This is a genomic window from Streptomyces misionensis, assembly GCF_900104815.1.
Classification (GTDB): domain Bacteria; phylum Actinomycetota; class Actinomycetes; order Streptomycetales; family Streptomycetaceae; genus Streptomyces; species Streptomyces misionensis.
Genome location: NZ_FNTD01000004.1, coordinates 2,457,058 through 2,477,804, shown reverse-complemented (window position 1 = coordinate 2,477,804; position 20,747 = coordinate 2,457,058). Strand labels below are relative to the sequence as shown.

At 73.1% G+C, this 20,747-nt stretch carries 17 protein-coding genes; 4 read left to right on the top strand and 13 right to left on the bottom strand.

All coding sequences use genetic code 11. The features are described 5' to 3' along the window. The first annotated feature begins 179 nt into the window (after positions 1–179). A complete protein-coding gene (locus BLW85_RS12870) occupies positions 180–647 on the top strand; it encodes an RDD family protein (RefSeq protein WP_070022017.1) in 468 nt (155 codons plus the stop codon). A gap of 80 nt (positions 648–727) precedes the next feature. Here the strand turns inward: BLW85_RS12870 and BLW85_RS12865 are convergent, their stop codons facing one another. The 4 genes from BLW85_RS12865 to lipB all read right to left on the bottom strand — a co-directional run bounded on the left by BLW85_RS12865 (position 728) and on the right by lipB (position 3,823). Next, on the bottom strand, positions 728–1,429 hold the full coding sequence (locus BLW85_RS12865) for a DUF4191 domain-containing protein (RefSeq protein ID WP_070022019.1): 702 nt from the start codon (positions 1,427–1,429) through the stop codon (positions 728–730). A gap of 74 nt (positions 1,430–1,503) precedes the next feature. Further along, positions 1,504–1,701 carry an SCO2195 family GlnR-regulated protein gene (locus BLW85_RS12860; RefSeq protein WP_070022020.1) on the bottom strand — a complete coding sequence of 66 codons (198 nt, stop codon included), beginning with the start codon at positions 1,699–1,701 and terminating at the stop codon, positions 1,504–1,506. A gap of 242 nt (positions 1,702–1,943) precedes the next feature. Next, positions 1,944–2,909, bottom strand: a complete 966-nt coding sequence (gene lipA, locus BLW85_RS12855) for a lipoyl synthase (protein WP_070022022.1) — start codon at positions 2,907–2,909, stop codon at positions 1,944–1,946. 116 nt (positions 2,910–3,025) lie between these two features. Continuing rightward, entirely contained in the window at positions 3,026–3,823 is a 798-nt protein-coding gene (gene lipB / locus BLW85_RS12850; RefSeq protein WP_070022023.1) for a lipoyl(octanoyl) transferase LipB, read from the bottom strand. Positions 3,824–4,052: 229 nt separating this feature from the next. Here lipB and BLW85_RS12845 point away from each other — a divergent pair, with 229 nt between their 5' ends. Continuing rightward, positions 4,053–5,528 (top strand): NsdA family TPR-like regulatory protein, encoded by a 1,476-nt coding sequence (locus BLW85_RS12845; protein ID WP_070022024.1) that lies wholly within the window; start codon positions 4,053–4,055, stop codon positions 5,526–5,528. Positions 5,529–5,540: 12 nt separating this feature from the next. On the opposite strand, the gene BLW85_RS12840 is transcribed toward BLW85_RS12845, so the two are convergent. Continuing rightward, a complete protein-coding gene (locus BLW85_RS12840; protein WP_070022025.1) occupies positions 5,541–6,905 on the bottom strand; it encodes an NAD(P)/FAD-dependent oxidoreductase in 1,365 nt (454 codons plus the stop codon). 277 nt (positions 6,906–7,182) lie between these two features. Here BLW85_RS12840 and BLW85_RS12835 point away from each other — a divergent pair, with 277 nt between their 5' ends. Further along, positions 7,183–7,671: a GNAT family N-acetyltransferase gene (locus BLW85_RS12835; RefSeq protein ID WP_177330021.1), complete on the top strand. Its 489-nt coding sequence runs from the start codon at positions 7,183–7,185 to the stop codon at positions 7,669–7,671. A 16-nt stretch (positions 7,672–7,687) separates the two neighbouring features. Here BLW85_RS12835 and BLW85_RS12830 read toward each other — a convergent pair whose 3' ends face one another. After that, on the bottom strand, positions 7,688–8,869 hold the full coding sequence (locus tag BLW85_RS12830; RefSeq protein ID WP_074992104.1) for a MarP family serine protease: 1,182 nt from the start codon (positions 8,867–8,869) through the stop codon (positions 7,688–7,690). 332 nt (positions 8,870–9,201) lie between these two features. Between BLW85_RS12830 and BLW85_RS12825 the strand changes: the two genes are divergently transcribed. After that, positions 9,202–9,987, top strand: a complete 786-nt coding sequence (locus BLW85_RS12825; RefSeq protein WP_074996054.1) for a peptidoglycan recognition protein family protein — start codon at positions 9,202–9,204, stop codon at positions 9,985–9,987. Here BLW85_RS12825 and BLW85_RS12820 read toward each other — a convergent pair. From BLW85_RS12820 to BLW85_RS12790, 7 genes are all read right to left on the bottom strand, one after another. Next, entirely contained in the window at positions 9,954–10,472 is a 519-nt protein-coding gene (locus tag BLW85_RS12820; protein ID WP_070022027.1) for a DUF4240 domain-containing protein, read from the bottom strand. The genes BLW85_RS12825 and BLW85_RS12820 overlap by 34 nt on opposite strands. Positions 10,473–10,526: 54 nt before the next feature. Next, on the bottom strand, positions 10,527–11,510 hold the full coding sequence (locus BLW85_RS12815; protein WP_074992103.1) for a helix-turn-helix transcriptional regulator: 984 nt from the start codon (positions 11,508–11,510) through the stop codon (positions 10,527–10,529). A gap of 83 nt (positions 11,511–11,593) precedes the next feature. Next, a complete protein-coding gene (gene aceE, locus BLW85_RS12810; RefSeq protein WP_074992102.1) occupies positions 11,594–14,296 on the bottom strand; it encodes a pyruvate dehydrogenase (acetyl-transferring), homodimeric type in 2,703 nt (900 codons plus the stop codon). Between the two features lie 303 nt (positions 14,297–14,599). Continuing rightward, positions 14,600–15,223, bottom strand: a complete 624-nt coding sequence (locus BLW85_RS12805) for a GntR family transcriptional regulator (protein WP_070022031.1) — start codon at positions 15,221–15,223, stop codon at positions 14,600–14,602. 209 nt (positions 15,224–15,432) lie between these two features. Then, positions 15,433–17,250: a 2-oxoglutarate dehydrogenase, E2 component, dihydrolipoamide succinyltransferase gene (gene sucB, locus BLW85_RS12800; RefSeq protein ID WP_074992101.1), complete on the bottom strand. Its 1,818-nt coding sequence runs from the start codon at positions 17,248–17,250 to the stop codon at positions 15,433–15,435. Positions 17,251–17,310: 60 nt separating this feature from the next. Continuing rightward, positions 17,311–18,699, bottom strand: coding sequence for a dihydrolipoyl dehydrogenase (lpdA, locus tag BLW85_RS12795; protein ID WP_070028667.1), 1,389 nt, complete (start codon positions 18,697–18,699; stop codon positions 17,311–17,313). A 314-nt stretch (positions 18,700–19,013) separates the two neighbouring features. Beyond that, a complete protein-coding gene (locus BLW85_RS12790) occupies positions 19,014–20,555 on the bottom strand; it encodes a leucyl aminopeptidase (protein WP_070028666.1) in 1,542 nt (513 codons plus the stop codon). Positions 20,556–20,747: the final 192 nt, after the last annotated feature.

The following is a 20,747-nucleotide window of genomic DNA, read 5'->3' as shown; positions in this document are numbered from 1 at the left end:
GGGTGGTAGATCGTTCGTGCGGCCAGTGCGGTGGCGCACGTTCGTCCTGACCCTAGGGACGGGTGATTTCTCCGGCGTGACCCGATTGTTTCGCAGAAGTTAACCGGCCACGCTTCCCACCGTAGCCCCCGGATACCCCGGCGTCCCCCGGTCATATACGGACGCAGTACCGTGGTCGGGTGGACAACAGGCAGGCAATCGGATCGTGGCTCTCCGGCCCGCGCGCGGCCATGGAAGAGGCCGGCGCGGACTTCGGGTACCGGGGCGAACAGCTGGGTCTGCCGGAGGACGGGCCGAACTCCCTCGCCCGGCCCGGCAGGCGACTCGGCGCCATCGCGGTGGACTGGGGCCTCAGCGTCCTGATCGCATACAGCCTGATCACGCACGGCTACAGCCAGGCCACCAGCAACTGGGCGCTCGGCGTCTTCTTCGTGATGAGCGTCCTGACGGTCGGCACCATCGGCTTCACCCCGGGCAAGCGCCTGTTCGGCATCCGGGTCGTGGCCCTGGAGACCGGCACCGTCAACCCGCTGCGTTCGCTGCTGCGCACGGTCCTGCTCTGCCTCGCCATCCCCGCCCTGGTCTGGGACCGCGACGGCCGCGGCCTGCACGACCGGCTCGCCAAGACCGTCGAGGTCCGCGCCTGAGCGGCCGTACCGCGCGGGTACGACGAAGGGGGCGCCCGGTGTCACACCGGCGCCCCCTTCGTCGTAGCGCGTCGTGGGGCCTAGCGGCCGCGCGGGCCGCCCTTCGGCAGCTTCATGCCCTTGGGCATCGGGCCCTTCGGCACCGGCATGTTGCTCATCAGGTCGCCCAGGGCGCGCAGCCGGTCGTTGGTGGCGGTGACCTGGGGGCCGGTGAGCACGCGCGGGTACTTGAGCATGGTGGTGCGCAGCTTCTTCAGCTCGACCTGGCCCTCGCCGGTGCCCACGATGATGTCGTGCACCGGGACGTCGGCGACGATGCGGTTCATCTTCTTCTTCTCGGCGGCCAGCAGGCTCTTCACCCGGTTCGGGTTGCCCTCGGCGACCAGCACGATGCCGGCCTTGCCGACCGCGCGGTGCACGACGTCCTGGCTGCGGTTCATCGCCACCGCCGGGGTGGTGGTCCAGCCCCGGCCGACGTTGTCCAGCACCGCCGCCGCGGCGCCCGGCTGGCCCTCCATCTGACCGAAGGCCGCCCGCTCGGCCCGGCGGCCGAACACCACCGCCGTCGCCAGCAGGCCGACCAGCAGACCGAAGACGCCCAGGTACACCGGGTGGCCGATCAAGAAGCCGATCACGAGGAACACCGCGAGCGTGCCGAGACCGACGGCCGCGAGCACCAGGCCGATCTTGGTGTCGACCTTGCGGGTCATCCGGTACGTGAGGGCGATCTGCTTCAGTCGCCCGGCATTCGCGGCGTCCGCCGCGGTTTCCTTCCTCGCCATGCCACGAAGTCTACGTGGCCCCGGGAGCGCGGACGACGGCAGTGCCCGCGCGGGCGGCTCGTGCGCGCGGGGCGTTACCGGCGGTCCGCGGACCGCTCCAGGAAGCGCTGCGCCTCCACCCGGTCCCTGGCCCGGCGGCGGTCCTCCAGGACGGAGTTCCAGGCGTTGCGGCGGGCCGTGCGCTGGCCGCCGCTCATCAGCAGCGACTCGACGGCGCGCAGGGCGTCGGTGAGGGACGGGAGGGCGGTGGCGCGTACCGGCGGGGCCTGCATGACCGGGATACCCCCTGGGAGCGGGCGGTGTACGAATCGTGATAAGAGCGTCACTGAACGGTGTTACCAGGGCGTGTCCGACCGGTCAAACGCCGGTGAAACCTCGATGGGGCGGCCGCGAACGCCGACGCGGCCCTGACGGGCGCCCTCATCAGCGAGGACGGTCAGGACCGCGTCGAGTCGGCCACTACTGGCCGGTAATCACTTGTGCGCGAATTCACACGTCCGGAACCGGGCGCCGCTCACACCGCCTGGCTGGCGACGTAGCTGCCCCGCTTCTCGATCGCCATCTGGTACAGGCGGCCGGCGCGGTACGAGGAGCGCACCAGCGGGCCGGACATCACACCGGAGAAGCCGATCTGCTCGGCCTCCTCCTTCAGCTCCACGAACTCCTGCGGCTTGACCCAGCGCTCCACCGGGTGGTGGCGCACGGAGGGGCGCAGGTACTGGGTGATGGTGATCAGCTCGCAGCCGGCCTCGTGCAGCTGCTTCAGCGCCTCGCTGATCTCCTCGCGGGTCTCGCCCATGCCGAGGATCAGGTTGGACTTGGTGACCAGGCCGAAGTCGCGGGCCTCGGTGATCACCCTCAGGGAGCGCTCGTAGCGGAAGCCGGGGCGGATCCGCTTGAAGATCCGGGGCACGGTCTCCACGTTGTGCGCGAAGACCTCGGGGCGGGAGTCGAAGACCTCGGCCAGCTGCTCCGGGACCGCGTTGAAGTCCGGGGCCAGCAGCTCGACCTTGGTGCGGCCGCCCTCGCGCCCGGCCGTCTGCCGGTGGATCTGGCGCACCGTCTCGGCGTACAGCCAGGCGCCGCCGTCGTCGAGGTCGTCGCGGGCGACGCCGGTGATGGTGGCGTAGTTGAGGTCCATGGTGACCACGGACTCGCCGACGCGGCGGGGCTCGTCGCGGTCCAGCGCCTCGGGCTTGCCGGTGTCGATCTGGCAGAAGTCACAGCGCCGGGTGCACTGGTCGCCGCCGATGAGGAAGGTCGCCTCGCGGTCCTCCCAGCACTCGTAGATGTTGGGGCAGCCGGCTTCCTGGCAGACCGTGTGCAGGCCCTCGCTCTTCACGAGGTTCTGCATCTTGGTGTACTCGGGGCCCATTTTCGCCCGGGTCTTGATCCACTCGGGCTTGCGCTCGATGGGGGTCTGGCTGTTGCGGACCTCCAGGCGCAGCAATTTGCGTCCGTCGGGTGCGACTGCGGACACGACCGGCTCCCTCAGCTTTGATTCTTCGGCGTTCCCCAGGGTACGCCCGTGTTCTTCACGCCCTGGCGATGAGACAACCTCATGACCGCAGGGCACATTCCCCTCGGCGGGGTCGGTCAGGCCGACGCCTTCTCGATCGGCCTCGGCCGCAGGTCCGCGTTCTCCAGGACCTCGCGCAGGTGCTTCTCCACCACCGGTACGACCTCCTCGACGGTGATCTCGCGGCCCAGCTCCCCGGCGAGGGAGGCCACGCCCGCGTCGCGGATGCCGCACGGGATGATGCGGTCGAACCACTTCATGTCGGGGTTCACGTTGAACGAGAAGCCGTGCATGGTGACGCCCTTGGCGACGCGGATGCCGATCTGGGCGATCTTGCGGTCCTCGCGGCGCTGACCCGCGTTGGACGGGGCGTACTCGGGGCCGTTCAGCCGGGGGTCGAACTCCTCGTCGGTCAGCCGCGGGTCGAAGTCGAGGGAGAGGCCGCCGAGCGAGGGCCGCTGCTCGAGGGGGTCGCCGAGCACCCAGACGCCGCTGCGGCCCTCGACCCGGGTGGTCTCCAGGCCGAACTCGGCGCAGGTGCGGATCAGGGCCTCCTCGAGGCGCCGCACGTGCGCGACGACGTCCACCGGGCGCGGGAGCTGCTGGATGGGGTAGCCCACCAGCTGGCCCGGGCCGTGCCAGGTGATCTTGCCGCCGCGGTCCACGTCGATGACCGGGGTGCCGTCCAGCGGACGCTCGCTGTCCTCGGTGCGCCGCCCGGCCGTGTACACCGGCGGGTGCTCCAGGAGCAGCACGGTGTCCGGGATCTCACCGGCGAACCGGGCCGCGTGCACGCGGCGCTGCTCGTCCCAGGCCTCCTGGTAGTCGACGGCATCCGCGCCGAACCCCATGCGGACGAACCGCAACTCACTCACGGCAAGCGCCTCCCTCGGTGTCAGGCATGTCACGCGCCCACGCCACTGTACGTCCGTCCGTGGCGCGTCAGCCCTGCGGGCGGCCCTCACACGAACGGATGAATGAACGCTGAAGCATCCGAGCCGGTGTTCACTCTCCGCTACATTCGCGCCGTTCGTACGGCCAAATGGGCTGCTCACAGGCAATCCCGGCACTTCACTGGCCCGGAGGCAGGAGACCGCACCACAGATGACGGACCGACCCGCGCAGCGCACCCCCAACCGTCAGCTCGCCGCGCTCATCGCAGAGGCGGGGTTCTCCAACGCGGGTCTGGCCCGGCGCGTCGACCAGCTCGGCCTCGAACACGGGCTGGACCTGAGATACGACAAGACCTCCGTCACCCGCTGGCTGCGCGGTCAGCAGCCCCGGGGCACGACCCCCGCCCTGATCGCCGAGGTCTTCACCCGCCGGCTCGGACGCCGGCTCACGGCGCAGGATCTCGGCCTGGACGCGTGTGCGCCGGTGTACGCCGGGCTGGAGTTCGCGGCCACCCCGGAGGAGGCCGTGGACATCGTCGGCGGGCTGTGGCGCAAGGACTCCGGCAGCCATGCGGAGCTGCGCAAGATCGCCTTCACCCCGGCTGGGCTCGTCGTGCCCAGCCGGGACTGGCTGATCGGCCGGCCCGACGACCGGGTGGCCCGGGAACCGGCGCCCCGGGTGCCCGCGCAGGGCCGGCCGGCCGGGCTCGGTGCGCCGGCGCGCGGCCCGGCGGCGCCGGTGGCCCGGACGCGGGCGCGCGGACCGCTGGAGCGCGTCCCCGGCCACCGGGTCGGCGGCGGCGACATCGCGGCGCTGCGCTCGGTGGGCGAGCTGTTCCGCGCCCTGGACGACCGGTTCGGGGGCGGGCACGCCCGGCAGGCGCTGGTGCGCTACCTGGAGCACGAGTGCGAGCCGATGCTGCGCGGCAGCTACGACGAGCAGACCGGGCGGCGGCTGTTCGCGGCCGCCGCCGATCTGACCCGGCTCGCGGGCTGGACGTCGTACGACATCGCCGCGCACGGGCTGGCCCAGCGGTACTTTGTGCAGGCCCTGCGGCTGGCCCAGGCCGCGGGGGACCGGCCCTACGGCTCCTTCGTGCTGGTCACCATGAGCCGGCAGGCCGTCTACCTCGGGCACGGCAGGGAGGCCGTGCAGCTGGCGCGGGTCGCCCAGCAGGGGATCGGCACCGGCGGGCCGCCGGCGGTGCAGTCGCTGCTGCACGCGGCCGAGGCCCGGGCGCACGCGGTGCTCGGGGAGGTGCGGGCGTGCACCGCGGCGCTGGTGCGGGCCGAGCGCGCGCTGGAGGCGGCCCGGCCCGGGGACGACGTGCCGTACTGGGCGCGGTTCTTCGACGAGGCGCAGCTCGCGGACGAGCTGGGGCACTGCCACCGGGACCTCCAGCAGTACCGGGCGGCCGCCCAGCACGCCGAGCGGTCCCTCCAGTTGCGGTCCCCGGCGTACGCCCGCAGCCGGCTGTTCTGCCGGGTCGTGCTCGCCACGGCCCGGCTCGGCCTCGGCGAACTCGACCAGGCCTGTGCGCTGGCGGCCGAGGCCGCGGCCCAGGCGGCCGACATGCGCAGCGCCCGGGCCATCGAGTACATCCGCGACTTCGAACGCCGCCTGGAGCCCCACAAGGACGCCGCCCCGGTCAGGTCCTACCGGGAGAAGGCGGCGGTGCTGGGCTGAGGCGCCGCCGGCTCAGGCCGCCTCGGGCAGCGTGGGCGCGGGGTCGGCCCGGTGGATGGAGCCGGCGGCGCCCAGATCGGTCAACAGGGCCCGCACGGCCCGGTGGGAGGAGTGCAGGGCGCCCTGGACGGTGCTGGTGTCGCGGTGGTCGCCGCAGACGTAGAGGCCGGCCAGGAGCCGTACCGGGCGCCGCAGGTCGTGCGGCGGGCGCATCACCGGTATCGCCTCCGGGGTGTGGTGCACGGCCAGCGTCTCCCAGCGGCGCGTGGAGGTGCCGTACAGCCGCGAGAGGTGGATGCGCACCGCGGTGTCCACGCCCTCCGGCGGCGTGCCGAGCACCGTCGAGGAGATCAGCACCCGCCCGGCCGGCGCCCGGCTCGGGTCCACGTTGCTGAGCACCGAGGTGTGCGCCACCGGCCCGCCCCGGTCCGCGTCCAGCAGCAGCGACGACCCGGTGGCGAACGCCGCCGCGGGCTCGTCCGTGGTGTGGTGGACCACGGTCACCGGGTGGAACTCCGGCACCCTGAGCCCCGGCAGCAGTTCGGCCGCGGCGCGCGCGTCGGTCGCCAGCAGCACCGCCCGGCAGCGGATCTCCCCGTGCTCGGCGGTGGCCACCGAGGTCGTGGAGACCGAGGTGACCCGCACCCCGGTGTGCACGGTGCCCGGCGGCAGGGCCCGCGCGAGCAGTTCCGGCAGCATCTCCGCGCCGCCCTCGGGCACACACAGCCGCCCGCTCGCGAAGGCGCGCAGCGCGAGGTCGGCGCACCTGCTGGAGGTGGTCAGCCCCGGGTCGCACAGCAGCGCGGCGAGCAGCGGCCGCAGGAAGCCGTCGACGGTGCGGGCCGGCACGCCCCGGGCCGCGAGCGCCTGGGCGGCGGGCAGTTCGGGACGGGCGAGGAGCCGTTCGACCGGCGTCGCGGCGATCCGGCTCAGTGCCGCGCCCAGCCGCGCCTGGTCCATCGCCCCGCCCACCGGCGCCCCGCCCCGGCCGGGCGGCGCCGTGGCGCCCCTCGGGGCGCTCGCGAGGGCGCGCACCACATGGAGTGCGCCCCTTGCGCTCCCTCCGCCCGCCGGCGCGCCCGCCCGGTGCACGCGCCCGTCGCGGTGCAGCAGGACGCCCGGCGCGAAGCGCCGCAGGACCAGGGAGTCCAGCCCCGGGGTCAGCCGGAGTGCGGGATACGACGTGGACAGCAGCTGTCCGATGCGGTCGAGCCGGAAGCCGTCGACCTTCTCCGTCGACATACGGCCGCCCGCGTAAGGGGCGGCCTCCAGGACTGCGGTCGTTACTCCTGCGCTGATGAGCCGGTGTGCCGCCGAGAGGCCGGCGATTCCGGCTCCCACGATGACGACGTCCACCTGGTTCGCGGGCTCAAGCACGAGGCCCCTCCTGCTGTGGTTGCGCGGCCGGTGGAGGCGTCACGCCCCGACCGGCCCCAGGGATACCCGAGTTCGCGTCGAGTATCAGTGCCGTGATTGGTCGTAAGGAGTCGCGCATCGACAGGGCACGGTCGCATAGAGGTCGCATTCAGTCACATCCGTTCCGCGGGCCGCAGAGCACCCCCACGCGCCACGGCGGAGCCCTCGCAGAGTGCCCCCCGCCGCCTTCGCGGAAACCCGCTGGGCCGCCCCGAACCGCGGCCGTAAGGTGATCACCATGCCCGAGCCGCACATACGCCCCGCCGTGCCCGACGACGACGAGCACCTCGCCCTCCTCGACGGGTCCCTCTGGTCCACCCTGCACGCGGTCACGCCCCGCCCCGAGCCGCCGTACCCGCCGTTCTTCGGCGAGCGCCACCCCGTCGGGGACTTCCTCGTCGCCGAGGTGGACGGGCGCGTGGCCGGCTACGTCCGCCTCGCCCAGACGATCCCGCTCGCCTCCCACGCCCACGTGCTCAGCATCCAGGGCTTCGCGGTCGCCGAGGAGGCCCGCGGCCGGGGAGTGGGCCGGGCGCTGATCCGGGCCGCCGTCACCGAGGCCCGCGCGCGCGGGGCGCGCCGCCTCACCCTGCGCGTGCTCGGCCACAACACCCCGGCCCGCAGGCTCTACGAGTCCGAGGGCTTCGCCGTGGAGGGCGTCCTGCCCGGCGAGTTCCTGCTCGACGGCGCCTACGTGGACGACGTCTGCATGGGCCGCTCCCTGTGACGCCCTGAGCGCCGCGTCAGCCCACCAGCGCGCCCGTGTCCACCGGTTCGGTCGCCGTGGCCGCCCGCCGGGCGTCGGGCGCCACCTCGGCCGCCGTCAGTACGTACCCCGTCTCGGCGTCCGAGGTGGAGCGGGCGAAGACCACCCCGAACACCCGCCCGTCCGTGGTCAGCAGCGGGCCGCCGGAGTTGCCCGGCCGGACCGTGGAACGGATCGAGTAGATCTCCCGGGTGACCGCGCCGTCGCTGTAGATGTTCTGCCCGGTCGCCCGCACCAGGTTCCCCACCGTCGCGGCCTGGAGGTTCAGGCTGCCGTCCTGCGGATAGCCCGCCACCACGGCCGAGTCCCCACGCGAGGCACCGGTGTCGAAGTGCAGCACCGGCGCGCGCAGCCCCGGTACGTACAGCACCGCCACGTCCCGGTCGGGGTCGAAGAGCACCACCCGGGCCGGGTACGCCACCCCGACCCCGCCCACCCGCACGCTCGGGTGCGCGATGCCCGCCACCACGTGCGCGTTGGTCATCACCCGCTCCGAGGCGAAGACGAAGCCGCTGCCCTCCCGGCCCTCGCTGCCCGAGATGCCCTCGATCTTCACCGTGCTCAGCTTGGCGGCGTTCGTCGCGGCGGGCGTCACGCTGTCGCCGGTGGGGCGCGGCACCCGGGCCGTCGACTCGTTCTCGAACGGGTTGAAGACCTGCGGGAAACCCGCGTCCGTCAGCGCCGAGGTGGCCCGGGAGAACCAGGCGGGGGTGGTGTCCGGCATCGTCCGCTGCACCGCGCCCAGCAGCGAGGAGTCCCGGATCGCCGTGGTCAGCGCGGGCGAGGGGGCCGCGCTGAGCACGCTCGCCGCCACCCAGGCCACGATCAGCACGGCCACCGCGTTGGCCGCCGCGCCCCCGATCCCGTCCACCACCCGCAGCGGGCCCCGGTCCAGGCCGCCGCGCAGCCGCAGCGCGAGCCGGCCCGCCAGCTCGTGCCCCACCGCCGCGGGCACCAGCACGGTCAGCACCGCGAGCACCGTCGCCGCCGCCGAGCCCCGGGCCACGTGGCCCGTCACCCAGGGCAGCGCCCACACGCCGACGACCGCGCCGCCGACGAACCCGGCCAGCGACACGCAGCCGGCCACCAGGCCACGCCGGTACCCCGACGCGGCGTACAGGAGGATCACCAGCACCAGCAGCAGGTCGAGCAGGTCCACGGAGCCGCCTTTCTCTCGGGCACCGGCACGCGCCGTCGGGCCCGTCGAACGGTCACAGGTACATGATCGGCCGCCGGAGGCGAACCGGCCACGCGTGCCGGTACCACCGGAAACGTCCCGGACCGGGACGATGGTTCCGCCAGGTGGCACAGCGCACATCGCGGGCGGGCGCGGGCGGGCCGAGAGTGGGGGCCATGTCCCTCGCCCGAAGAGCCCGAACGGCCCGGGGAACGGCCCCGGGAACGGCCCGGGAAGACCGGAGACCCCGGAGGGCCCGGGGAACCCGGTCGGTGCCCGCGGCGCGACCGCCGCGGTTTCCCGGCCCGCCGCTGGTGCTGCTGGGCTCCCTGCCCGGCCTCCTGGCCCTCCTCGTGCTCGCCCTGTACGCGTGGGGCGGGAGCCGTCCCACCCGGGTGCCGCCCGACCGGCCCGCCGCCCTCGACCTCGGGCGCCCGGCCGCCGTCCACCGCGCCGGCCGGCCGCTCATCGTGCCCCGCTCCGTCTGGGCCGGCACCACCGCCGGGCACTCCCAGCCGCCGCCGCGCTACGACGACAAGGTGATCGCGGTCTTCGTGCACCACACCGACTCGCCCAACGGCTACCGGTGCGCCGACACCCCCGAGATCATCCGCCGCCTGTACGCCGGGCAGACCGGCCGGCGGCGGTGGGACGACATCGGCTACAACTTCCTCGTCGACCGCTGCGGCACCGTCTACGAGGGCCGCGCCGGGGGCGCCGACCGGCCCGTCGTCGGCGCCCACGCGCAGGGCTTCAACCACCGCACCGCCGGGATCGCCGCCATCGGCACCTTCACCGCGGGCGTGCCGGTGCCACACGCCCTGACCGACGCCATCGCCGCGCTGGCCGCCTGGAAGCTGGGCCTCTCCGACGTCGATCCGCGCGCCCGGGTGCGCCTGGTCTCCAGCAACGGCCTGAGCCGCTTCCGCGCCGGCACCACCGCCACCCTGCCCGCCGTGGCGGGACACGACGCCGGCTTCATGACCAGCTGCCCCGGCGCCGCCCTCACCGCCCGCCTGCCCGAGATCAGACAGACGGCCGCGCGCCTCCAGGGCCGGACCGGACCTCAGTCCCTGAACCGGTCCCACAGCCGCGGGTAGCGCGCCGCGAGGGCCGACTCGTCCTCGAAGTCGACCGGGGTGCCGGCCGGCTCCGCGGGCGCGGGCGGCAGCCCCAGGTCGGCCGCCACGGTGCCGGTGAGCCGCTCGTACGCCTCGTCGGCCGCGTAGCCCAGCTCCTCGCCGTCGCCGTCGACCTCCTCGTCGAAGTCGTCCAGCAGCTCCGCCAGCGCGTCCGGGTCCTGCAAGGCGCCCTCGAACACCTCCCGGCCCTGGCCGATCAGCCAGCACCGGAAGAAGTCGAACGCGTCGTCGCCGGCCCCGTCCAGCAGCACCCAGGCGGCACCCCACAGGTCCCAGCGGTAGGCGCGGTTGTAGCGGGCCTCGAAGTGACGGGCGAAGTCCAGGACCTGCTCCGGGTCCAGCCGGACCAGCCGGTCCACCAGAAGTTCGGCCTGGTCCTCGGGATCGCCCTCGGCGGCCTCACGGGTGGTGTCGACCAGCGCCCAGAACTCCGTCTCGTCCATCACCGCTCCAGCATCGGGCCTCGGCCCCCGGGACGCACGCGGAGGTACCGCCGCTCACGCCCCCGCGCCCCGGTACAGCTCCGCGAGCCGGGCCGCGTCCCGCGCGAATTGCTCCCGCAGGCTCCGCGGCGCCAGCACCTCCGCCTCCGGCCCGAGCGCGGTCAGCTGGGCGTGCGCGACCTCCTCCGACTCCACGGGCAGCGTCACCGTCACCCACCCCGCCGCGTCGGGCTCCCCGGCACCGGCCAGCCCCTCGCGCGCCGACAGCGCCTCGACGGCGTACGGCAGCCTGCGCACGCCCTCCGGGGACAGCCGCACCACCGCCTCGGCGCGCAGGATCGACCGTGCGAACCGCTCCGCCTGCGCCGCCCAGTAGCCGGGCAGGTCGAAGTCCTCGTCGCGCCGGAAGCCGGTGTCGGCCGGCACGACGGCGGTGAAGCGGTCCACGCGGTACGTACGGAAGGCGTCCGCGTCCGGCACCCGGGCGCACAGGTACCAGGCACCCGCCTTCAGCACCAGCCCGTACGGCTCCAGCAGCCGCTCCACCTCGCCGTCGCCGCGCCGGTAGCGGGCCGTGACGCACAGGTCGTCCCACACCGCCTCGGCGACCGCCGGCAGCAGCGCGGGGGTCTCGGGCTCGCGGAACCAGCCGGGCGCGTCCAGGTGGAAGCGCTGGGCCGCCGTGCGCGGGGCGTCCCGCAGGGCGGGCACCAGCGCAGCCGACACCTTCAGCCGGGCCGCCGACGCCGCGTCCGCGAGCCCCATGTCCCGCAGCGCGCCCGGCACCCCGCTGAGGAACAGCGCCTCGGCCTCGCTGCGGCCCAGCCCCGTCAGCCGCGTCCGGTACCCGCCGACCAGGCGGTACCCGCCGGCCCGCCCCCGGTCCGCGTACACCGGCACCCCCGCCTCGGACAGCGCCACCGCGTCCCGTGTCACCGTCCGCTCCGACACCTCCAGCTCCCGCGCGAGTTCGCCGGCGGTCATGGACGCCCGCGCCTGGAGAAGCAGAACCATCTTGATGAGCCGCGCCGCACGCATGGGGACATCATGCCGGGTGGCACCGACAAGGAAGGGGCACGGCGAACCGCCGTGCCCCTTCCCCGCATCCTGCCGACCGGTGACTACAGGCCGTACTTCTCCCGGGCCTCCTTCACCGCCGTCGCCTTGACCTCGCCGCGCCGGGCGAGCTGGGCGAGGGCGGCGACGACGATGGACTCCGCGTCCACGCCGAAGTGGCGGCGGGCCGCCGGGCGGGTGTCGGAGAGGCCGAAGCCGTCCGTGCCCAGCGAGGACCAGTCCTGCTCCACCCACTGCGCGATCTGGTCCGGGACCTGGCGCATGTAGTCGGAGACCGCGAGGACCGGGCCCTCGGCACCCTGGAGCGCCCGGCGCACGAACGGCACGCGCTCCTCGCCGCGCAGCAGGGCGGCGTCCGCCTCCATCGCGTCACGGCGCAGCTCGGACCAGGAGGTCGCCGACCAGACGTCGGCCGCGACGCCCCACTCCTCGGCGAGGAGCTTCTGCGCCTGGAGCGCCCAGTGGATCGCCGTGCCGGAGCCCAGCAGCTGGATGCGCGGGGCGTTGGCCGGGACGGTGACGCCCGCCGACTCCGCGGTGTTGAAGCGGTACAGGCCCTTGACGATGCCCTCGTCGATGCCCGCGACACCCGGCTTCGCCGGCTGCGGCAGCGGCTCGTTGTAGACGGTCAGGTAGTAGAAGACGTTCTGGTCCTCGCCCGGCTGCGCCTCGCCGTACATCCGGCGCAGACCCTCGCGCACGATCACCGCGATCTCGTAGGCGAACGCGGGGTCGTACGACAGCGCCGCCGGGTTGGTCGCGGCGATCACCGGCGAGTGGCCGTCGGCGTGCTGCAGGCCCTCGCCCGTCAGCGTCGTCCGGCCCGCCGTCGCACCGACCAGGAAGCCCCGGCCGAGCTGGTCGCCGAGCTGCCACATCTGGTCGGCGGTGCGCTGCCAGCCGAACATCGAGTAGAAGATGTAGAACGGGATCATCGCCTCGCCGTGCGTCGCGTACGCGGTGGACGCGGCGATGAAGTCGGCCATCGACCCGGCCTCGGTGATCCCCTCGTTGAGGATCTGGCCGTTCTTGGCCTCCTTGTAGAACATCAGCTGGTCGCGGTCGACCGGCTCGTACGTCTGGCCCTTGGGGGAGTAGATCCCGAGCGACGGGAAGAGCGACTCCATACCGAAGGTGCGCGCCTCGTCGGGGACGATCGGCACCCAGCGCTTGCCGGTCTCCTTGTCGCGTACCAGGTCCTTGACCAGGCGGACGAAGGCCATGGTGGTGGCCACGTTCTGCGAGCCGGAGCCCTTGTCGAAGGAGGCGAACGCCTTCTCGGCGGGGGCCGGCAGCGGGGCCAGCGGGTGCGTGCGACGGGCCGGGGCGGGACCGCCCAGGGCCGCGCGGCGCTCCTGGAGGTAGCGGACCTCGGGGGAGTCGGCGCCCGGGTGGCCGTAGGGCACCACGCCGTCGGTGAAGTCGCTGTCCTTGATCGGCAGGTCGAGCAGGTCGCGCATCGCCTTGAACTCGTCCACCGTCAGCTTCTTCATCTGGTGGTTGGCGTTCTTGGACGCGAAGCCCTGGCCGAGGGTGTGGCCCTTGACCGTCTGGGCGAGGATCACGGTCGGCGCGCCCTTGTGCTCGACGGCCGCCTTGTACGCGGCGTAGACCTTGCGGGCCTCGTGACCACCGCGCGAGACGTGGAAGCACTCGAGGATCTTGTCGTCCGAGAGCAGCTTCGCCATCTCGACCAGCGCCGGGTCGGCGCCGAAGAAGTCCTGGCGGATGTAGGCGGCGTCGCGGGTCTGGTACGTCTGCACCTGCGCGTCCGGCACCTGGCGCAGCCGGCGGACCAGCGCGCCCGTGGTGTCGAGGGCGAACAGCTCGTCCCAGGCGGTGCCCCACAGCGTCTTGACGACGTTCCAGCCGGCGCCGCGGAACTGGGCCTCCAGCTCCTGCACGATCTTGAAGTTGGCGCGGACCGGGCCGTCCAGGCGCTGCAGGTTGCAGTTGATGACGAAGGTGAGGTTGTCCAGCTCCTCACGGGCGGCGAGCGCGAGGGCCGCCGTCGACTCCGGCTCGTCCATCTCGCCGTCGCCGAGGAACGCCCACACGTGCGAGGACGAGACGTCCTTGATGCCGCGGTTGGTGAGGTAGCGGTTGAAGCGCGCCTGGTAGATCGCGGAGAGCGGGCCGAGGCCCATGGAGACCGTGGGGAACTCCCACAGCCAGGGCAGCCGGCGCGGGTGCGGGTAGGACGGCAGGCCGTTGCCGCCGGCCTCCTGGCGGAAGTTGTCCAGCTGCGCCTCGGACAGGCGGCCGTCCAGGAAGGCGCGGGCGTAGATGCCGGGGGAGGCGTGGCCCTGGATGTACAGCTGGTCGCCGGAGCCGTCCCCCTCCTTGCCCTTGAAGAAGTGGTTGAAGCCGGTCTCGTAGAGCCAGGCCGCGGAGGCGAAGGTGGCGATGTGGCCGCCGACGCCGTGCTTGCTGCCCCGGGTCACCATGGCGGCCGCGTTCCAGCGGTTCCAGGCGGTGATGCGGGCCTCCAGCTCCGGGTCACCGGGCACGCCCGGCTCGGCGGAGGTGGGGATGGTGTTGACGTAGTCCGTCTCCAGCAGCTTCGGCAGCGCGATGCCGCCCGCCTCGGCGCGCTCCAGCGTGCGGCGCATCAGGTACGCGGCGCGATGCGGGCCTGCCTCCCTGGCCACGGCGTCCAGGGAGGCCTGCCACTCGGCGGTCTCCTCGGGGTCGCGGTCCGGGAGCTGGTCCAGCTCGCTCGGCTGGATGGCGTTGGGGTCGGTCATGTCGCCGCCTTCCTCAGTCGAAGGGGGTTCCCTCACAGGCAAGGGTTCGGGGGTGCCCTAGGTCTTTGGCAGGACAGGGCAGAGGACTTCGGGTGGAAGTCCGTCCGTGACTGTAACTCCCTGATCGATGATCGATCAAAGGGTGGAGAGGGAAAATCTCTCGATTTCAAGAAAGTCGGCACCCGGTGCCTTGGAAGAGGGCACCCGGTGCCGGTTTTGATCAGGGAATTCGCAGGTGAGCGGGGACGCGCTCGGGTACGCGGCGCGGCCGGCCCGGTATGCCCGCGGGCGCCCCGGGGTGTCTCAGGCGCGCGGGGCGCAGCCCAGGACGTGCGCCTTCACCAGCTCCGCGATCCGCGGGTCCCGGCGCTTGAAGGCCTGCACCAGCTCGTCGTGCTCCTCGGCGTACGACTGCTGCACCGTGCCCAGCCAGCGGATCGACAGCGCCGTGAAGACCTCGATGCCGAGCCCCTCCCAGGTGTGCAGCAGCACCGAGTTGTCGGCGGCGCGCACCAGTTCGCGGTGGAAGGCCACGGTGTGCCGGACCTGGGCGGTGCCGTCGGCCGCGCTGTCGGCCTCGTACAGGGCCAGCACATGGGGTTCCAGGGCCGAGCAGTCCCGGGCGAGGCGGTCCGCGGCCAGCTCCGCCGCGATGGCCTCCAGACCGGCCCTGACCGGGTAACTCTCCTCCAGGTCGGCCGCGGTCAGATTGCGCACCCGCACGCCCTTGTTCGGCGCGGACTCGATCAGCCGCAGCGACTCCAGCTCCCGCAGCGCCTCCCGCACCGGGGTCTGGCTGACCTCCAGCTCGGTGGCGATCCGCCGTTCCACGATCCGCTCGCCCGGCTGCCAGCGCCCGCTGACGATTCCCTCCACGATGTGCTCGCGGATCTGTTCGCGCAGCGAGTGGACTACGGGCGCGGTCATGAGGGCTCCTCCCGGGGGCAGACATTTAGACAATACGGCGGCTTCGCTCCGCGGGTAGGGCGCGTGGGGGTGCTTTTGCGCAGGTGAGACAAGGCTTACACGGGGTGCGGGGGCGCAAACGGCGCATACGCTCCCAGCCACGGAAAACGCCGGTGCCCCCGCCCGGAAGTTCCGGGCGGGGGCACCGGCGTGTGCGCGGTGACCGGTGATTACAGGCCGAGCTCGACCTCGAACTCGCCGGCCTCCAGGATCGCCTTGACGGCCGTCAGGTAACGGGCCGCGTCGGCGCCGTCGACCAGGCGGTGGTCGTAGGAGAGGGTCAGGTACGTCATGTCGCGGACGCCGATGACCGTGCCCTCCTCGGTCTCGATGACGGCCGGACGCTTGACCGTGGCACCGATGCCGAGGATCGCGACCTGGTTCGGGGGCACGATGATCGTGTCGAACAGCGCGCCGCGCGAACCGGTGTTGGAGATGGTGAAGGTCGCGCCGGACAGCTCGTCCGGGGTGATCTTGTTGGCGCGGACCTTGCCCGCCAGCTCCGCCGTGGCCTTGGCGATGCCCGCGATGTTGAGGTCGCCGGCGTGCTTGATGACCGGGGTCATCAGGCCCTTCTCGGAGTCCACCGCGATACCGACGTTCTCGGTGTCGAAGTAGGTGATCGTGCCCTCGGCCTCGTTGATCCGGGCGTTGATGACCGGGTGGGCCTTCAGCGCCTGGGCGGCGGCCTTCACGAAGAACGGCATCGGGGAGAGCTTGACGCCCTCGCGGGCCGCGAACGAGTCCTTCGCCTGGGCGCGCAGCTTCATCAGGCGGGTGACGTCGACCTCGACGACCGACGACAGCTGGGCCTGCTCGTGCAGCGCCTTGACCATGTTGTCGCCGATGACCTTGCGGATGCGGGTCATCTTGACGGTCTGGCCGCGCAGCGGGGAGACCTCGAGCGCCGGGGCCTTCTTGGCGGCCGGGGCGGCCGCGGCGGCCGGAGCCGGAGCGGCGGCGGGGGCCTTCGCGGCCTCGGCGGCGGCGATGACGTCCTGCTTGCGGATGCGGCCGCCGACGCCGGTGCCCTTGACGGTGGCCAGGTCGACGCCGTTCTCGGCGGCGAGCTTGCGTACCAGCGGGGTCACGTACGCGCCCTCGTCGGTCGCCTGGGTGGCGGTCGGGGAGGTCGGCGCGGTCGCCGGGGTGACCGGGGCCGGGGCGGGAGCCGGGGCCGGGGCCGGGGCGGCGGGCTGCGCCGGGGCGGCGGGCTGCGCCGGGGCGGCGGGGGCCGGAGCCGCGGGGGCGGCCGGAGCCGGAGCGGCCGGGGCCGCCGGGGCGGCGGGGGCCGGAGCCGGGGCGGGAGCGGCGGCCGGGGCCGGGGCGGCCGGAGCCGGAGCGGCGGCCGGGGCGGCACCCGGGGCGCCGATGACGGCGAGCTTGGCGCCGACCTCGGCGGTCTCGTCCTCGCCGACCACGATCTCCAGCAGCACGCCGGAGGCGGGCGCCGGGATCTCGGTGTCGACCTTGTCCGTGGAGACCTCGAGCAGCGGCTCGTCGGCCTCGACGGAGTCGCCCACCGACTTCAGCCAGCGGGTGACGGTGCCCTCGGTGACGGACTCACCGAGCGCGGGCAGGACCACGTCCGTGCCCTGGGCGCCACCGGCCGGAGCGGCGGGGGCGGCCGGGGCCTCGGCGGCCGGGGCGGGGGCCGGGGCCTCCGCCACCGGAGCGGCGGCCGGGGCCGGAGCCTCGGCGGCCGGGGCCTCGGCGGCGGCCGGGGCCGGGGCGGCGGCGGGGGCACCGGTGCCGTCGTCGATCAGGGCCAGCTCGGCGCCGACCTCGACCGTCTCGTCCTCGGCGACCTTGATGGAGGCCAGCACGCCGGAGGCAGGGGAGGGGATCTCGGTGTCGACCTTGTCGGTCGAGACCTCGAGCAGCGGCTCGTCGGCCTCGACGCGCTCGCCCTCGGCCTTCAGCCAGCGGGTGACAGTGCCCTCGGTGACGCTCTCACCGAGCGCCGGAAGGGTTACGGAAACCGCCATGGTTTCGGTTGCTCCTTACGAATTGCGGAAGTCTGTGTCGTCGCGCCCGTTGACCAAAGGTCAGTCGTGGGAGTGCAGCGGCTTGCCGGCCAGGGCCAGGTGGGCCTCGCCGAGCGCCTCGTTCTGCGTCGGGTGGGCGTGGATGAGCTGGGCGACCTCGGCCGGCAGCGCCTCCCAGTTGTAGATCAGCTGGGCCTCGCCGACCTGCTCGCCCATGCGGTCGCCGACCATGTGGACGCCGACCACGGCACCGTCCTTCACCTGGACGAGCTTGATCTCGCCCGCGGTGTTGAGGATCTTGCTCTTGCCGTTGCCCGCCAGGTTGTACTTCAGAGCGACGACCTTGTCCGCGCCGTAGATCTCCTTGGCCTTGGCCTCGGTGATGCCGACGGAGGCGACCTCCGGGTGGCAGTACGTCACCCGCGGGACACCGTCGTAGTCGATCGGAACGACCTTCAGACCGGCCAGACGCTCCGCCACCAGGATGCCCTCGGCGAAGCCGACGTGCGCGAGCTGGAGGGTCGGGACGAGGTCACCGACGGCGGAGATGGTCGGGACGTTGGTCCGCATGTACTCGTCGACCAGGACGTAGCCCCGGTCCATGGCGACACCCTGCTCCTCGTAGCCGAGGCCCTGGGAGACCGGGCCGCGGCCGACGGCGACGAGGAGGACCTCGGCCTCGAACTCCTTGCCGTCGGCCAGGGTGACCTTGACGCCGTCCTGCGTGTACTCGGCCTTCTGGAAGAAGGTGCCGAGGTTGAACTTGATGCCGCGCTTGCGGAACGCGCGCTCAAGAAGCTTGGAGCTGTTCTCGTCCTCGACCGGGACGAGGTGCTTCAGGCCCTCGATGACGGTGACGTCGGCACCGAAGGACTTCCACACGGAGGCGAACTCGACGCCGATGACACCGCCGCCCAGGATGATCGCGGACTTCGGCACGCGGTCCAGGACGAGGGCGTGGTCGGAGGAGATGATCCGGTCGCCGTCGATCTCCAGGCCCGGCAGCGACTTCGGCACGGAGCCGGTCGCCAGCAGGACGTGGCGGCCCTGGATGCGCTGGCCGTTCACATCGACGGAGGTCGGGGAGGACAGCCGGCCCTCGCCCTCGATGTACGTCACCTTGCGGGACGCGATCAGACCCTGCAGACCCTTGTAGAGGCCGGCGACCACACCGTCCTTGTACTTGTGGACGGCCGGGACGTCGATGCCCTCGAGGGTGGCCTTGACGCCGAACTGCTCGCTCTCGCGGGCCTGGTCGGCGATCTCGCCCGCGTGCAGCAGGGCCTTGGTGGGGATGCAACCCCGGTGCAGGCAGGTGCCGCCGACCTTGTCCTTCTCGATCAGGGCGACGTCCAGGCCCAGCTGCGCCCCGCGCAGGGCCGCGGCGTAACCACCGCTACCACCGCCGAGGATCACTAGGTCGAAAACGGTGCTGGCGTCGTTCGCCACGTCACGTCCTCCATGCATGTGCGCCTTGCGCCGATCTCCGATGACCGGCGGGCGGCTGGTGTCCGGCCGCTTGATGCTTCGGCCCTTCGGTGGGGGCCCTGTCCTGCCGGGCTCCATCTTTGCACTTGTTGGAGGTGTACGAGTCGCCGGGCCGGTGTGTGAGACGTCCCACGTTCCCGGGAAACGTACGGGAACGCGTGGACGGAACGCGCACGGAAAGCGGACGGAAAAGGGGCGCGGGAGACCGCGTGGGCGGTCTCCCGCGCCCCTTTTGCCGGGGCCGCGAGCCGTGCGACCGGGCCGGTGGGCGGGCGTCAGCCCAGGTCACCCTCGGCCGTCAGCTCCGCGAGGCGGACCAGGGTGCGCACCGCGGTGCCCGTGCCGCCCTTCGGCGTGTAGCCGAAGGGGCCGCCCTCGTTGAACGCCGGGCCGGCGATGTCGAGGTGCGCCCAGGCGATGCCCTCGCCCACGAACTCGCGCAGGAAGACACCGGCGAGCAGTCCGCCGCCCCACCGCTCGCCGACGTTGGTCATGTCGGCGACCTGGGACTCCAGGCCCTTGGCCAGGTGCTCCGGCATCGGCATCGGCCACGCCGGCTCGCCGACCTCCTCGGCGGCCTCGTACACCGTGGTGCGGAACGCGTCGTCGTTGGCCATGACGCCCAGCGTCCGGGTGCCCAGCGCCACCATCATCGCGCCGGTCAGCGTGGCGACGTCCACGATCGCGTCCGGCTCCTCCAGGGAGGCCGCCCACAGCGCGTCCGCGAGCACCAGCCGGCCCTCGGCGTCGGTGTTGAGCACCTCCACCGTCTTGCCGCTGTACATGCGCAGCACGTCACCGGGGCGCACCGCCGAGCCGGACGGCATGTTCTCGGCCAGCGCCAGCCAGCCGGTGACGTTGGCCTCCAGGCCGAGCCGGGCCGCGGCGACGACGGCGGCGAACACGGCGGCGGCGCCGGCCATGTCGCACTTCATCGTCTCGTTGTGACCGGCCGGCTTCAGGGAGATGCCGCCCGAGTCGTAGGTGATGCCCTTGCCGACGAAGGCGAGGTGCCGCTCCGCGTTCGGGTGCGTGTAGGCCACCTTGACCAGGCGCGGAGCCGACGCGGAGCCGCCGCCGACGCCGAGGATGCCGCCGTAGCCGCCCTTGGTCAGCGCCTTCTCGTCGAGCACCTGCACCTTCAGGCCGTGCTCCTTGGCCGCGGCCTGCACGATCTGGGCGAAGGCCTGCGGGTTGAGGTCGTTCGGCGGGGTGTTGACCAGGTCGCGGGCGCGGTTCAGCTCCTCGGAGACCGCGACGGCGCGGGCGACGGCACCCTTGTGGGCGGCGTCGCGCGGCTTGCCGCCGAGCAGCGCGGCCTCGGCCAGCGGGGCCTTGCCGTTCCTGGCGCGGGCGCCCTTGGCCCCGCCGTTCTCCTTGTACGCGTCGAAGGAGTACGCGCCGAGGAGCGCGCCCTCGCCGATCGCCTCGATGGCACCGGGGCCGTCGACGGGCAGGGCGAACGCGGCCTTCTTGCGGCCGGCGAGCGCACGGGCGGCCGTACCGGCGGCCCTGCGCAGCGTCTCGGCGTCGAAGCCGGGCTCGTCGTCCTCGGCGTCCGGCTCCGCGCCCAGGCCCACCGCCACCAGGAGCGGGGCCTTGAAGCCCGCCGGGGCGGGCAGCTTCGTCAGCTCGCCCTCGGCACCCGAGGCGCCCAGGGTCTCCAGGACGCCGGCCAGCTTGCCGTCGTACGCCTGGTCCACGGCTTCGGCGCCCGGCGCGACGACGGGTCCCTTGGCGCCCTTGGCGACACCGATCACGATCGCGTCGGCCCGCAGGCCGGGCGCCGCGGCGGTGCTGAGAGTCAGAGCAGTCACGGTGGTGAATTCTCGCTTCCGATGTGAAGTTGCTGTGGCCGAAATGGTGTGGGTCGACCGGGCCCGAGAGCCGACCCTAGGTCCAGGCCTGGGGACACATGGCATCCGGGGTCTTCACCCTGTCGGCGAACACCCGGCACGAGGTTACGCGTGTGCGCCCGATTGCTCACGCCTGAGGGTGTTTCGGATGTC